Below are 15,379 nucleotides of genomic sequence, written 5' to 3'. Positions count from 1 at the left end.
GATTACATAAGAAAGCCTTGATAAAAAAGTATGCCAGTGGAGCAGATCGAAACTACTACCTACTCCACAGTCTGTTCATGGAGGTACTTAAGAAGGTACTTCGTTGGTCAAAAGTGATTTAGCTCCGTTTGCATTTATAAACTGAATATATTCAGTAACAGCCTCCCTGAAGCCCGCCAGGGCCGTCAGATCGCTCCCCCATAGTTGGCTATCTGATAGTACTACCTCTACCAGCTTAGCCGAATCAGTACCGTGCTGCTGCCATGCTTTATAGAAATAGTCGGCCGAGTCGCAGCGAATAGGATATTTTACACCATCACGCAGGCCGTAGTACTTGCCTTCGGTAGTTTCAACGGCCTTCATAAATTGCAGATAAGCGGCAAACCCCTGGGCTATACGTACAGGTATTTCGCTCTGCTGACTATAATGGTTCAGCAGAGTCGGGATGTTACGCATCCGCATCTTAGCGGTATACTGGACCGTAATATCAATAAGCTGGTGACGGATGAATGGGTTGCGGAACCGATCGAGTACCTCCCCGCCAAACTGCCGGGCCCGACCCAAATCTACCTCATACGGAATAGCCGGAGCCAGCTCGTCCAGCATCAGCTCTGATATGAAGCGTTCGGTTTCTGGAGTCTCCATGCTTTCTCTGACGGTATCCAGTCCGGCCAGATAGCACAGGCCTACGCACAGAGTATGGGTACCGTTCAGCAGGCGTAGCTTCAGCTCACGGTACAGATCTATATTAGGCTCAATGATTACGCCCTTGTCGGCCTCAGCAAAGCTCAGTACAGAGCGTACTTGAGCGTCGCCTTCGATAGCCCACAGGCGGTATACTTCTGACATAATGAGCAGGTCGTCCTGATAGCCAAGCTTCTCCGTCAGTTCGGTCAGGGTAGCCTCATCGGGCTGACCGGGCACAATACGATCGACCAGGGAGCTGCAGAACTGGTTATGCTCCTCCACCCACGTAGCAAATGCCTCTCCCAGTGCATGGCGGCGCGCCTGTTCGAGCACGATCTCGCGTAGCTTAGGACCATTATCAGGTACCAGCTCGGTAGGTACTATGACCATACCGCTCTCGGGCGAGCCGGCAAAGGCATTAAAACGCTCCCAAAGAAAAGCGGTGAGTTTACCCGGGAAGGAAGCGGGCGGCGAAGCCATCAGATCATCATCCGTGAGTTGAATACCTACTTCGGTTGTATTGGAAATGATAATCTGGATATCGGCGTTACGGGCACATTCAAGTATAGTGGGCCACTCAGTACGGGCCGAAAGCGTACGGCTGATGGAGGTATTGACGATATCCTCCTGGACCGGAGCTCCTCCCTCGATACCTCTGATGCACTGGGTGTAGATATTTTCCTGATCAGCGAAGGCATCTACCCCACCCCGATCCGTGGATTTGACCACCACAATGCGTCCGTTGAAGATGCCCTGCTGGTTGGCCTTGTTCACAAAGTAATCGGGTAAGCCCCGTAGTAGTACTCCGGTACCAAACTGCACTATCTTTTCGGGTAAAGCCAGTAGTCGCTCGGCATCAGGGCATAGTTCAGGCTTTTGTATCAGTAGCTGGGGTGTAAGGCGCGTCATAGTATTCTGGTAAAAGTGTTCATAGTTCCTGACGCACTTTCTCTGGCTTAACCCTTACTAAAAGCAGAACGGCGTACCTGATAGCACGCCGTTCCGCTTTTATAAAATTGTATTTCTTAAACCACGTTAACCTTGATCATACTATCCTCCGTTTCTTTTCTTTCTTCGGGTAGTATAAACTTAATCGGGTTTGACACCTTCTCGGGTAGCAGAGCTACCGCCAGTACCTCATCAACGGTATCAACGTAGTGAAATTGCAGATCCTTGATATAATCAGGATGTACTTCCTCTACGTCTTTACGGTTTTTGACACACAGGATAAGCTCCTTTACGCCAGCCCGACGGGCCGCCAGGATCTTCTCCTTAATGCCTCCTACCGGCAGTACCTTTCCTCGCAGGGTAATCTCACCCGTCATGGCCACAAAAGGCTTCACACGACGCTGCGTAAAGATAGACGCTACCGAAGTCAGCATGGTAATACCCGCCGAAGGACCGTCCTTAGGTACTGCACCGGCCGGTACGTGTACGTGCAGGTCGTAGTTGTTAAAGATGCGGTAATCTATATCAAAGTCATCCGAGTGTGCCTTGAGGTACGAAAGGGCCGTGATAGCCGATTCCTTCATTACATCTCCCAGTTGCCCGGAAAGTGTCAGGCCACCTTTACCACGGCTAAGGCTTGACTCAATGAAGAGGATCTCACCCCCTACCGATGTCCAAGCCAGGCCCGTTACCACACCGGCTATATCGTTATCCTGATACAGGTCTTTATCAAATATTTCGGCACCCAGCAGTTTTTCTACGTGGTCTTCTTTGATGACCTTAGGATAGTCCTGCTCCATCGCAATGGCCTTGGCTATTTTACGGATCAGAGCGCCTACTTTCTGCTCGAGCATACGCACACCTGACTCACGGGTGTAGCCTTCTACAATGCGGAGCAGGGCTTTGTCTTCTACCCTTACGTCAGTCGACTTCAGACCGTGTTCTTTACGCTGCTTAGGTACCAGATACTTTTTAGCGATCTGAAGCTTCTCCTCAATCGTATAGCCTGTCATCTCGATGATCTCCATCCGGTCGCGCAGGGCGGGGTGAATGGTCTCTAGTGAGTTGGCAGTCGCTACGAAAAGTACCTTTGACAAGTCATACTCCACCTCCAGGTAGTTATCCGTAAACGACGAGTTCTGCTCGGGGTCCAGTACTTCCAGCAAGGCCGAAGCCGGATCACCCCGGAAGTCAGAGCTTACTTTATCTATTTCGTCCAGAATAAAAACCGGATTCGAAGAACCTACTTTCTTAATATTTTGAATAACCTTACCAGGCATGGCTCCAATGTAGGTCTTACGGTGGCCCCGTATTTCGGCCTCATCGTGCACACCACCCAGCGCCATCCTAATATATTCTCTGTTGAGAGCCTTAGCTATGGATTTGCCTAGCGAGGTCTTACCTACACCCGGAGGCCCGTAGAGGCACAGGATAGGCGCCTTCATATTGTTTTTGAGCTTCAGTACCGCCAGGTACTCAATGATCCGCTCTTTTACCTTCTCCAGACCGAAGTGATCGGCATCAAGTATTTTCTGCGCCCGCACCAGATCAAAGTTATCCTTGGTGTATTGGTTCCAGGGCAGATCTACCATAACTTCGAGGTAGTTGAGCGTAACCGGGTACTCCGGAGCCATGGGATTTACACGCTGAAGCTTACTTAGCTCCTTCTCAAAATGCTGACGTACCGGAGCGGGCCAGGTTTTCTGGCTTCCCCTAATGCGCAGCTCATCCATATCACGCTCCGGGCTATCGATTCCCAGCTCATCGTGCAGTACCTTGATCTGCTGACGCAGGAAGTAGTCACGCTGCTGCTGGTCAATGTCCGAACTGGCTTTGGTCTGTATCTCCCGCTTCAGTTCGAGCATTTCAATCTCGCGCATCATGTACTGCAGCAGCAGATTGGCCTGCTTTTGCCCATTGGTCTCTTCCAGAAGCCGCTGTTTATCGGCAACCTCCACATTGATATTGGAAGATAAGAAATGGATCAGAAAAACGGGACTTTCAATATTATCCAGCGCAATACGAGCTTCCTGAGGTATTTCAGGGTTCAGTCGCATGATCCGGTGGGCGCCATCGCGTAATGACTGCAGCAAGGCTTTCGACTCCTTGCGATTTGGATTCGCGAAAGAATCTTCAATGGCTTCCACTTTAGCCGTAATATAAGGCTCTTCGCGTATGATACTCTTGATCTGGAAACGCTGCCGTCCCTGTACGATTATGGTCACATTGCCATCGGGCAGGGTGATCATTTTCAGAATATGCGCTACTGTACCTACCTTATAAAGATCATCCGCGGAGGGATCTTCTTTTAAAGGCTTGGCCTGCGTAACCGCACCCATGATCCGGGAGTTCACATCCGAATTACGGTAGATCTTCTTCACCAGCCGTATTGCTTTCTGCCGCACTACGGTAACAGGAATGACCATTCCCGGAAATAGTACGGTCTGGCGGATTGGCAATATGGGGAGCTCCTCGGGGACATCAAACGGCTCATCGGAGCCTTCGGGCCCACCCAGGGGTACAATTTCAAGGCTATCAAGGTCGGTGTCAGACATCAATATCCGACTGTATAGATCAGAATTTTCAAACTTCATAGGCATTCTGTCAGGCTGACAGAGATTCTTTTCCCAATTTACAATAAAATATAATTATCAAGAGGGGTATACTAATGATAAAATAGCCATACCACACATCCATTTGCCAACTACCTGCCTTACTACTGACAAGTTATCCATGTTGACTACTGGAGCGGGTGCAGCGACTGTCCTTTCTTGAATAAAATCGTTTTTTTGCCAGTAGGCAGCTTTAGGTTCAGCATATTCATTTGGTCACTGAACACATCCATCAGCAAATTGTTCTGTAGCGCCCACCCTTCCAGGCTACCCGCAGCAGGTACTTCCAGATAAATCCAGGTGGCATCCGCTTCCTGCTCTTTCCCAACGTACTGAAAGTTACGCACCTGCTGCTTTGCATCCATCAGTACAAAACTCTTTCGCAGGTACTTTTCTACGAAGGGGTCATTTTGGTCAGTATTGTTTACCACGAAGCGGCGGTTGCTATTTTCTACCGACAGCGCCTTCTCAAGGTCATCCGTAAATACCCGGATGCTAATCTCGAGGGCCTTCTGAGCGGGGTTATACTGCATCTGCGTGACGCTCACGTGGTATTCATGAATAGCCCTGGCTGCTATGAATAACACCAGTACTCCCAAAGCCAACCATGTAGTTACTCTTTTCGTCATAGCTTTTACAGCCTGTAAGATAAGCCTACGACAGCCCGCGCTCTCTCCAAGTAGCGTGGGCTGTCGTAGGCACTAATACGTGTAATATCTTAGAAAACTGCCTTAAAGACGTCGTTGAATATAGCGAAAGCCATCAGTCCCAGCAAGAGTACCATACCTACCTTCTGGGCGTTTTCGAGGAAACGGTCCGAAGGCTTACGACCTGATACCATTTCATAAAGTAGTATAACCGAGTGTCCGCCGTCAAGAGCCGGTATAGGCAGAGCGTTCATAAAGGCCAGTACCATCGACAGGAGGCCCGTCAGGAACCAGAAGCGGCCCCAGTCCCACACTCCACCAAACATCCGGGCAATACCAATAGGACCGCTGATGGCCTTAGAGGCAGATACTTCGCCACGGAATATCTTGCCGAAGCCTTTGATATTATTATAAACGACACCGAAGGCCTCTTTGGTACCTACGACCATCGCCTGGCCGAGCGTATAATCTACAACAGTGTAGTTGAGCAGGCTCTTAGCCTGGAAACCAAGCGTTCCTTCGGGAGTTACTTTGGAGGTAAGTGTTACGTTCTGCCCGCCACGCTGAACAGTCAGGGTAGCTGTCTTGCCTTTCAGCGAATCCAGCGATTGCTGAAGCTGGTGAAAGAAAGTTACAGGTTTGCCGTTGATGGCTACAATACGATCCTCCGCTTGCAGACCCGCTTCTTCAGCCGGATAACCGGCGGCTACCTCTCCTACCACAAAAGGCTCGGCAGGGCGTATAAACGTACCTCTTGCTTCCGGCTCAGACAGTTTTTCAATAAAATCATTTGGGATATCTATATCTACCAGATTACCGTTGCGCTGAACGGTATAGTAGCTGCCACTGCCCAGAAACACATCCGACCCAACGGCATCGCTGAAATCCTTAAAGTCTTTACCATTTACTTTGACGATCTTATCACCGGTCTGAAGGCCGATCTCCTGGGCCAGCTCTCCCGCTACGATACCATTCTTGTTTACTTCTTCCTTGGACAGAAATCTGTTTCCGTTGCTATAGGCGATGGCAATAAAGATGATAATACCTACAATGACATTGACAATAATACCACCCAGCATAACGATCAGCCGCTGCCAGGCCGGCTTGGCCCGGAATTCATACGGCTGGGGCTCCGCGCTCATCTGATCAGTATCCAGTGATTCATCGATCATCCCGGATATCTTTACAAAACCTCCGAGGGGTACTGCTCCTAAACCATACTCTGTTTCGCCCCGCTGAATGCTCCACACCTTGGGCGGAAAGCCTATAAAGTACTTCTCCACCTTCATTCCGAACATCTTGGCGGCCACCAGGTGCCCTAACTCATGTAAGCCTACTAGTATGGACAAGCCCAGAATGAGCTGTCCGGCCATAATCAATACTTCCATTCAGTTTTTTATAAAAAGTAAATTGCAGGTAAAAGCATAACGGCAACTATTCGCCGGCTCCTGCCCGTTACCTCCGTTAATTAGTAAGAGTTTACGTTTTTGAAGCTCTAAATATATTTTTAGAAGACTTCCCATCAAAGAACGTAAATCCAATCGGTAAAGTTACGCAAAAGCCCTGATTTCGTAGGTAAAGGTTACTGATATTCTACACCAGCGGTAATGGACTGCTTTTTCAGCTGAGCTGCCTTCTCTGACGTACGCCCCGGGCGGGAGTGAACATCACATACAAAAAAGACCGGGAGCAATGCCCCCGGCCTTTTGACAATCTGACACCAATATAAGATGTTTACTTAGAGATCTTTATACTATTAATAATCAGTATTCTGAGGATCGAAGTTAGCCCAGCCCTGAGTCCAGTCAGTAGCTCCGAAAGCACCTACGTAGGTAGTAGTTTCAAATCCGGCAGGCAGGGTTACACCATTACCCATCAGAGGTGATCCAGCCTGAGGAACGGCGCTTGGACGAGCTGAGATAGAGTTGTAAGCAGCAGGCAGCAGCAGTTCGGCTACGCTGGTATATACTTTGTTTTTGTGAGCCGTAGTGTTGAACATGGTAGTATCTACACCTTTCATAGGAGTCACAGCCCCCTGGATACCTACACCCTGAATGTTCATCTTACCAGCTTTGTAGTTATCAGCTACTTTATCCTGCAGCTCGATACCGGTTGGGAAAGCTCCTGCGAATATGCTGTTATAGATGGAGATTTCGCTGCTGCGACGAATTCGCATCGCTGAACGGTACTTAGAATCCAGGTCACCAGCCGCAATGGTAGAAGTGATGTTAGCAAACTTAGCACTGGTCTTAGGAGTAGCTTCTGATCCACCGGCATCGTTGTCCGACTCAAACGTATTAGAGTCACCAGCCTGGTCAGCTACTTTGGGATCACGCAGGATATAGCCAAACTGTACGTTACCGCTATAACCGTTGTCAGTATCGAAGTCATCATCAAGTGTACGGTACGAGATCAGGTGCTTGGCATTAACAGTACCACCAAACCACTCGTACGCATCGTCGCCACTGTACGAAACCTGTACGAAGTCCACAGTAGTACCGCTACCTACACCACCGAAAGTAAGACCGTTGATCTCTTTGTCGGTTTCGAAGGCGATACCGGCAAACTCGATACGAACGTACTTCAGGCTACCTGAGTTATCAGCGGCGTTAGTACCACCGAAAGTAGAAAGGTTTTCTCCTTCGATTACAGCCGGGGTTTTGTTAACCGGAGCATTACCCAGGATAACCAATCCTCCCCAGTCACCGGCAGCACGCTGGCCCTTAGGCTGGTTTGAAGTAAATACGATAGGCTTCTCAACAGTACCGTTGGCGATGATCTTGGCACCTGGCTTGATGATCAGAGAGCCTTTGGTAGCCTTGTCACCTTTGATGATAGTACCCGGCTCGATGGTCAGGGTAGCACCATTCTCAACGTACACAAAACCATTCAGAACGTACTTGTTGTTGGCAGTCCAGGTTGTATTCTGGGTAATTTTACCTGTGACGGTATTGGTACCTCCTACCGGTGGCACTTCAATATCATCATCATCATCATCCGTATTATTACATGCGACGAATGCAGTCATGAGCATTCCCACTAGCAACAGGTTTAACAGTTTTCCTACGTTTTTCATGCGATTTTTGTTTTTAAACAATCTGACTGATAAATGTATAATTAGTTAGGGTATTCTTAGAATTTGTAGCTCAGACCGATGGTCGAGTACGAGCCGCGACGGTAAGTCTGGTAAGGCTCATCCACATTGGTGATCTTCTGGTCGAGGTTGCTGTCCTGAATCAGGCGGAAGGGCTGGTTCAGCAAGTCTTGTACACCTACTTTCAGTTCCAGGTGCTGACCCAGGGATTTGATTACGGTCACATCTATTACGTTACGGGCCATTTCGTACACAGTAGGCTGGATTTCCTTATCACCTACCAGGAAGATCCGGCGACCGATTACGTTGTAGAGCAGGTTGATCTGCCAGCCGCGGTCCGCATCGTTGTAATAGATACCCGAGTTAATCAGGTAAGGCGACTGTCCCTGTAGCTGACGGTTGTTTTCCTGTCCGGTAAAGCCTGTCAGTACATCACTCTTAATTATTGAGGTATTTAGGAGCAGAGTCAGGTTGTTGACAAAGCCGGAGTTAGTCATATTCTTGAGAGACTTGCGTACTTCCAGCTCGGCACCCGCAGCGTAGGCCTCTTCGGCGTTATCTACGTAGAAGGATACTCCTGAACCGGCGTAGCGGATACGGGCCTCGATTGGGTTCTTGAAGTGCTTGTAGAAGGCTGCTACCGATATCACTTCACCATCACGTGGGTACCACTCGTAGCGAAGGTCCATGTTCTGGATCGAAGGCGTCTTCAGGTTAGGATTACCAACCCGTGATACGTCAAAAGCAAAGTCATAGTAGGTAAATGGAGCCAGCTCACGGAACTCAGGACGGTTGACAGTGGTGCTATATGCCAGGCGCAGCAGGGTCTTCTCGGTGAAGTTGTACGCCATATTTACCGAAGGCAGCAGACGGAAGATAGGGTTATCTACCTTAATGCGGGTACCTGATCCACGCTGACGGCTCTGTAGCTGCTGGCGGTTGTACTCAGCCCGCGCTCCCAGCGATACGTTGAACTTGGAAGAGAAAGGTATGTATGCTCCTACGTAACCGGCTGCCAGCATATTCTGAGCGGTATAGCGATCATCAAAGTTGGTGCGCTCGCCGTAGTACAGTTTATCAGTAGCGATGTTGCTCTCGTCAAAAAGCTGCTCAGGCGACTGGTTCAGGATTTCCTGTGATACGCCACCCGGATTGATCAGGTTGAACCAACGAGCCTTGAATGCACGGTCTTTGTATTCGGCGTAGGCTCCGGCGCGCAGTTTGATCTGCATTTTCTCGTCTCCTTCGAAACCGCTGCGGTTGATGCGGTGCTCTACGTCAGCTCTTCCGGACGAAGTATATTCATTAAGTGTAGAGAAGAAGCGGGCGGTACGGGCAAGGCTGGCGTTGCTACCAGGTACTACCTCTACGGTGAAAGGATCATCCGAACCTATGTTACGGCTTGATACGAAGCGACGGTAGTCAGGTTCTTCGCGGTGTGTGTATCCAAAGGCGCCGGTCCAGCGTACCGTAGTAAGGTCAGACAGGTCGTGGGTACCACTCAACTGGCCTGAGTAAATGCTCTTGGACTCGTAGCGGAAGGCGTAGTTCTGTACTTCGCGGCCATTCTCCTGTGTGAATCCCTGACGGAAGGTTGTTTCTTTATTAGCCAGCTGGTTGAACAGGTTACGAAATTCAATCTTGTGGTTAGGGTTCAGGATAAGCGCCCAGTTTGACATCACACCCAGACGTACGTTTTCGGCATACTGCTGGTCGTTATAGTTTACCCATAGCATCGACTCCTGCTTCTGTTGATCAAACGACAGGTAGCGGTACTGGTTGACCGGCATGGCCTGACGAGTACTGGAGTAGCTGATGTTGTTGAAGGTAGTCAGCTTTTTATCACCTACAAAGAACTTGGCGTTGTAGCCCAGTGAAGCCCGCAGATCAGGTACAGCTGTTATATTCTTGGCAGTGAAGTACTCAGGCAGGTTACGGAAAGCGGCGATACTGCGGTCAGAAGGTACTCCTTCGTTAGTCAATCTTTTGGTAGAGGGGAAAGAAGAGGGGAGTTTACGGTCACCAGCACCAAAGCCAAGCCAATCCAGTGAAGAACCCTGGTGAGACAGTACGTTCTGGAAGGTAGTACCGCTACGGTAGCCTGAGGTCAGGCTGAGGCTCAGTCCATTTTCATCAGGGATGGTCTTGGTATATATCTTGATTACACCACCCGAAAACTCGCCGGGTAGTTCAGCAGCACCTGATTTGAAAATCAGCATCCGGTCAATGGCGGAGCTGGGGATCAGGTCAAAAGAGAAAGATTTTACATCTACTTCGGTAGAAGGAGTGATGGCATCATTGAGCATTACAGTGTTGTAGCGCTCATTCAGACCGCGGATGATGACGAAGCGGTCGTCCTGGATAGATACACCGGGTACCCGGCGGATGACCTGCGAAGCATCACGGTCCTGTGATTTCTGGATCTGCTGGGCTGAGATACCTACGGCAATCTGCTCAGCCTGCTTGATCTCGGTGATTACTGACACATCCGTGAATGTCTGACGCTGACCAGTGATCTTTACTTCTTCGAGGGTAGCGACGTCTTCTTCAACGGTAGTATTAATAAGTACTGTCTGATTGGGGTAAACCGTTACCGGGATTTCTTTGGTCTTGTAGGATACAAAGCTAACCAGTACAGTCTGAGCTCCGGTCGGAACGTTTTTGATTTCGAAGTTTCCTTCAATGTCGCTGGAAGATCCCAGGGGAGGAGTAGTACCTTTCAGCAGGATGCTGGCACCGATGATAGCCTCTTTGGTCTTGGCATCAACGATGGTACCTTTGATAGAGCCCGTTTGAGCAACGGCCAAGGCCATCGTCAAGACAGAGAAAATGAGAGTTAAAATTTGCTTTTTCATACTTTGGTGTCAGTAAACTTATGTTACGTGCCACAAAAGTAGATGGACAATATTACCTGAATGTTAAGCCAGTATTACGGCTCTATTATTTCAATAACATTGGCTAAAATATTGAAATACAATAATTTATTAAAATATAGAAACACCCAACACTGGATTCGCACAATCACAAAAAAAGCAGAAGCATCAGCTGCTTCTGCTCCATTACACAATAGAATCTTCTGCTTATTCTACAATACCATTACCTAGCCTCCTTGTCTCCTCCTGCACATCGTGCACAAATCCATTCACTATGGCATAGCGTACTTTTCCGTTTTTTTTCAATATAAAAGAAGCTGTTTCGCCCATTTGTACCGGCCCTGAGTATACCTGGCCTTTCCGAAGCACGTGCAGCGGATGCACGGTAAAGTACAAACCGAGGGTACGTGTATTTGCATCGGGGGTAAGGGTTACGTAGGTATATCCCTGCTTCAGTAGCTCCCACGGATCTATCTTGCTTAGCTCGCTCATATTCTTAAAAGGGGTTGGATATACCTTTCCGCGCTCTATGACATAATCTGTAGCATCTATTTCCTGGCTGCCATAGTGGGTAGATAGGTCGCCGTACTCTTCGATCTTGCTATGGTAGAAGAATTTGCTGGCGTTGGCATAGTTGATCTCGTTACGATTAATTCCCAAATCAGTACGGTACTGCTTACCTCCCTGCTTTACAGTAGCGTTGCGGATCAGGAGGTCGAAGAGATACTTATCGTTTTCGGGAATCTGGTAGTAGTCATTGCGGTTTTCCTGCGTCAGTGACTCGTCGGCTATAGCACCCAATGCTGACAGGATCGCCACAAAATTGAGCTTGCGGATGTACTGCTTCTCCGGATCTCCGGCGTAGCCTCCCGACTCGATCAGGATCAGGGTAGTGCCCCACTTCTGTACGTTATCGCCAAAGGCACGGGGCTCGTGGTCGTCGGCGTAGCGCGCTACTTGTCCGGGTATAAAGTGCTGCAGCATCCGGTTCATCCGTACGATCAGCTGCATAGAGCGCTCCCGCACCGGATTGATTGAACGCTCGTAGTCGTAGGCCGTAGCCAGGAAGGAGATGGTAGCTGCCTTGGGGCTACGCCCGGCGGAGTAGCGGGGACTCTGGTCGTGCAGGTTAAATCCGTACTCTGGCTTCAGGCTCTGCTGCAACCCTTTCAGGATGCGGCTTTCGGGCGTCTGCAGGTACAGGGCATCGCGGTTCATGTCGATTCCCTGGGCAGTGCGGCGCTGGTACCGCTCGGCTCCATCAGGGTTGAGCATGGGTACAAAGTACAGTGTAGTACTATCCAGCAACTGCTTCCGGAACTGGTCAAAGCCATCGTTGCGGGCCTCCAGAAAGTTGAATATATCAAAGATAGCCATGGTAGCGGTCGGCTCATCGCCGTGCATCTGCGACCAGAGCAGTACTTTATGCGGGCCACGTCCTACTTTAATCATCCGGATATCGCGCCCCTCATAGGATTCTCCCACTTTGGTAATCTCGTACATAGGGTTCTCCTCCCTTTCCTGAATCAGGGCTTGCACATCCTTGTGTTTGAATCGGCGCTGGGTAAGGGAGGCTTCGCGGTAGGTAGTGTGGGTATCGTGCAGGCGACGCGCCAGTTCAGTAGGCTGGGCCAGCGTCGCAGAAGCAGCAAGTACAGACATAGCAACAGATAAAAGGGCTTTCATAATTCGTTCCATGTTACCAATAGGAGAGACGTACCTCACCATTAGTTCAAAGGGTTTCTCTTACACATCAGATAGGACCTACAAAAGTAATCATTGTGAATGGGTTGCTATGTGATTGATCCTTTATTTATCTACCGGATACTTTTTAAATTTACATCAACTATTAATCCCTAAGGATCATCAAAGCGTTATTAGTACTCTGAAAAGGTTACAAGTGCCGCTGATACGATGGCTACTATATTATATAGAGTATGGATTTCGGAAAAGTAGAAGATATAAGCCAGATAGACTTTACGCTCCCGCCTGACCACCCGCACACGGCGCTGGTCCTGAAAGAGAGTGGGGAGCCCTCTGCCCGGCAGGTATACATAGGCCCACCCATCTGGGCCAACAAGGAGTGGGTGGGTAAAATTTATCCGGTTAATACCAAAGACAAGGACTTCCTGTACCACTACGCCCGCCAGTTCAGCACCATCGAACTCAACAGTACCTACTACCAAATACCTGGTCTCGAAACGGTAAAGCGATGGAAGGAAATGGTACCCTCCGGATTTCGCTTTTGTCCGAAGTGGCCACAGGCCATCAGCCACGAAGCACAACTTTTGGGTGTCAGTATGCTTACCAATCGGTTTGTTGAGTCGGTACTGAGCTTTGAAGAAAATCTGGGTACTACCTTCCTGCAGCTCTCGCCCGCCTTCAACCCGGCCCGACTGCCCACGCTGATTCGTTTTCTGAAAGCTCTGCCCCAGGGCTTTCCCATTGCTATTGAGTTCAGGCATGCGGCCTGGTTCCTGGATGAGTACCGCTGGCACCGGGTACTGGCGACCCTTCACGAACTGGGTGCTGGTACCATACTTACCGACGTAGCCGGACGACGCGACGTACTGCACATGGGGCTTTCGACGCCGGTAGCGGCTCTTCGTTTTGTCGGTCATGAGCTGCACCCGACCGACTACACCCGTACTAATGATTGGGTACAGCGGCTGCGGGAGTGGTTTGAGCAGGGGTTGCAGACAGCTTACATATTTATACACTGCGGTGAAAACCTGCTGGCCCCCGAACTAACCAAATACTGGGTAGAGCAGTTGAATAAGCAATTAGGATTATCTTTAGAAGCTCCCTCTATCCGCGTACAGCCCATTCAAGGTTCTCTTTTTTGAAAATTTATGCATCGCACTTGCAAAGTTTTTGTACCTTTGTGCCATGACAAACGCAGGAACATATCATCTCCACCATCGGTTGTTCACAATCGGGTCCATCGGGTGATGTGTTTTTGCGAGTAAAGGTGTAATAAGGTTGAATACATAGTACCCCAGAAGCCCGGTTCTTTTTAAGAGTCGGGCTTCATTTTTTACCTTGATCTCATGGCAGCGGGAGGCGCTCCTCCGGTCAACCGCCGCAGGCCTTGGCAGTAAAAGGAGAGATATTTATATAAGTACTACGGGGATGCTTTTATTGAACAAATAAGCTAACACCTGGCAGCTAATACCTAATCACTAATGGCTAACAGCTAATACCTAAAAACTTGAAAACCGTCATTATCAAGTACAACGCCGGCAACGTGCAGTCGGTCATGTACGCCCTCGATCGCCTGGGTGCGGGGTATATCTATACCGACGACGAAGACGAGATACGTACCGCCGACAAGGTAATATTTCCGGGAGTAGGAGAGGCCAGTACTGCCATGAGCTACCTGCGCGAAAAAGGGCTGGACAAGCTGATTCCTTCGCTGAAGCAGCCGGTATTAGGTACCTGCGTGGGTATGCAGCTCATGTGCCGCTACTCCGAGGAGAACAACACCACCTGTATGGGGATCTTTGACGTGGATGTACAGCGTTTTCCGGCTACACCGGGCTATAAAGTACCCCACATGGGCTGGAATAACATATTTGACTATACCACTCCGCTCACCCAGGGCCTACCCGACGACGCCTACGTGTACTTTGTGCACAGCTACGCCGCGCCGGTCTGTGAGTATACCGTGGCTACCTGTGAGTACATCCGGCCTTTCAGCGCCATGCTGCACAAAGATAACTTCTACGCCGCCCAGTTCCACTGCGAGATCAGCGGACACGTAGGCCAGCAAATACTCCATAACTTCCTGACGCTATGATACAGATTATACCTGCTATTGACCTTATAGAAGGCAAGTGCGTACGCCTTACCCAGGGTGACTATAACCAGAAAAAGATATACAACGAGCATCCGCTGGAAGTAGCCCAGCAGTTTGAAGATGCCGGCCTAACCCGCCTGCACCTGGTCGACCTTGACGGCGCCAAGGCCAAAAAGATCGTCAACTGGAAGGTACTCGAAACACTATCGTCCAAGACTCGCCTGCATATTGACTTCGGCGGCGGTGTACAGTCGGACGAGGACCTGCGTGTTGCCTTTGAATGTGGGGCTAAGCAGGTAACCGGAGGCAGCATAGCCGTCAAGAACCGGGACCTATTCGAGAGCTGGCTAAAGCAGTATGGTGGTGATAAGATCATACTGGGGGCCGACGCCCGTAACGAAAAAGTAGCCGTGAGCGGCTGGGAGGAAGGTACCACGCTGTGGGTGTATGACTTTGTGGAAGAGTACGTGGAGAAAGGCGTCCGCTATACCATTAGTACGGATGTAGCTAAAGATGGTCTGCTACAGGGCCCCTCTTACGACCTGTACCGTAACCTGCAGGACAAGTGTCCCGAGCTGAACATCATTGCCAGCGGAGGCGTAAGTGATATCAAGGATGTAGAGAAGCTGGCAGAAATGAACCTGTTTGGGGTCATTATTGGAAAAGCCATCTACGAAAACCGAATTTCGCTGGATGAACTGAAACGGTTTCTGGCTTAA

General features: G+C 49.6%; 10 protein-coding genes. 3 read left to right on the top strand and 7 right to left on the bottom strand.

Translation table 11 applies throughout. The annotated features are described in order from the left end of the window. Window positions 1-87: 87 nt before the first annotated feature. The 7 genes from JUB14_RS00520 to JUB14_RS00490 form a co-directional block, all read right to left on the bottom strand. Window positions 88-1,596, bottom strand: coding sequence for a tagaturonate reductase (locus JUB14_RS00520; RefSeq protein ID WP_207503507.1), 1,509 nt, complete (start codon window positions 1,594-1,596; stop codon window positions 88-90). Window positions 1,597-1,712: 116 nt separating this feature from the next. Further along, window positions 1,713-4,229, bottom strand: coding sequence for an endopeptidase La (gene lon / locus JUB14_RS00515; protein WP_229367460.1), 2,517 nt, complete (start codon window positions 4,227-4,229; stop codon window positions 1,713-1,715). A 146-nt stretch (window positions 4,230-4,375) separates the two neighbouring features. Continuing rightward, window positions 4,376-4,876 (bottom strand): DUF6702 family protein, encoded by a 501-nt coding sequence (locus JUB14_RS00510; protein ID WP_207503505.1) that lies wholly within the window; start codon window positions 4,874-4,876, stop codon window positions 4,376-4,378. An 89-nt stretch (window positions 4,877-4,965) separates the two neighbouring features. Continuing rightward, window positions 4,966-6,282 carry an RIP metalloprotease RseP gene (rseP, locus tag JUB14_RS00505; RefSeq protein WP_207503503.1) on the bottom strand — a complete coding sequence of 439 codons (1,317 nt, stop codon included), beginning with the start codon at window positions 6,280-6,282 and terminating at the stop codon, window positions 4,966-4,968. 368 nt (window positions 6,283-6,650) lie between these two features. Then, window positions 6,651-7,970 (bottom strand): beta-helix domain-containing protein, encoded by a 1,320-nt coding sequence (locus tag JUB14_RS00500; protein ID WP_207503501.1) that lies wholly within the window; start codon window positions 7,968-7,970, stop codon window positions 6,651-6,653. Between the two features lie 56 nt (window positions 7,971-8,026). Beyond that, on the bottom strand, window positions 8,027-10,843 hold the full coding sequence (locus JUB14_RS00495) for a TonB-dependent receptor (protein ID WP_207503499.1): 2,817 nt from the start codon (window positions 10,841-10,843) through the stop codon (window positions 8,027-8,029). Between the two features lie 225 nt (window positions 10,844-11,068). After that, the gene (locus JUB14_RS00490; protein ID WP_229367458.1) at window positions 11,069-12,559 is read right to left on the bottom strand and encodes a M14 family zinc carboxypeptidase; all 1,491 of its coding nucleotides are present in this window, start codon (window positions 12,557-12,559) and stop codon (window positions 11,069-11,071) included. A gap of 239 nt (window positions 12,560-12,798) precedes the next feature. On the opposite strand from JUB14_RS00490, the gene JUB14_RS00485 reads away from it, so the two are divergent. From JUB14_RS00485 to hisA, 3 genes are all read left to right on the top strand, one after another. Continuing rightward, complete coding sequence (locus JUB14_RS00485; protein ID WP_207503497.1) at window positions 12,799-13,707, top strand: DUF72 domain-containing protein; 909 nt, start codon at window positions 12,799-12,801, stop codon at window positions 13,705-13,707. Window positions 13,708-14,072: 365 nt separating this feature from the next. After that, window positions 14,073-14,660, top strand: a complete 588-nt coding sequence (gene hisH, locus JUB14_RS00480; RefSeq protein ID WP_207503495.1) for an imidazole glycerol phosphate synthase subunit HisH — start codon at window positions 14,073-14,075, stop codon at window positions 14,658-14,660. Next, window positions 14,657-15,379 (top strand): 1-(5-phosphoribosyl)-5-[(5-phosphoribosylamino)methylideneamino]imidazole-4-carboxamide isomerase, encoded by a 723-nt coding sequence (hisA, locus tag JUB14_RS00475; protein ID WP_207503493.1) that lies wholly within the window; start codon window positions 14,657-14,659, stop codon window positions 15,377-15,379. Before hisH ends, hisA begins: the two co-directional genes overlap by 4 nt.

Source organism: Telluribacter humicola (assembly GCF_017355935.1).
Classification (GTDB): Bacteria; Bacteroidota; Bacteroidia; order Cytophagales; family Spirosomataceae; genus Telluribacter; species Telluribacter humicola.
The sequence above is the reverse complement of the archived record's forward strand: the minus strand, read 5'-3'. Positions and strand labels throughout refer to the sequence as shown.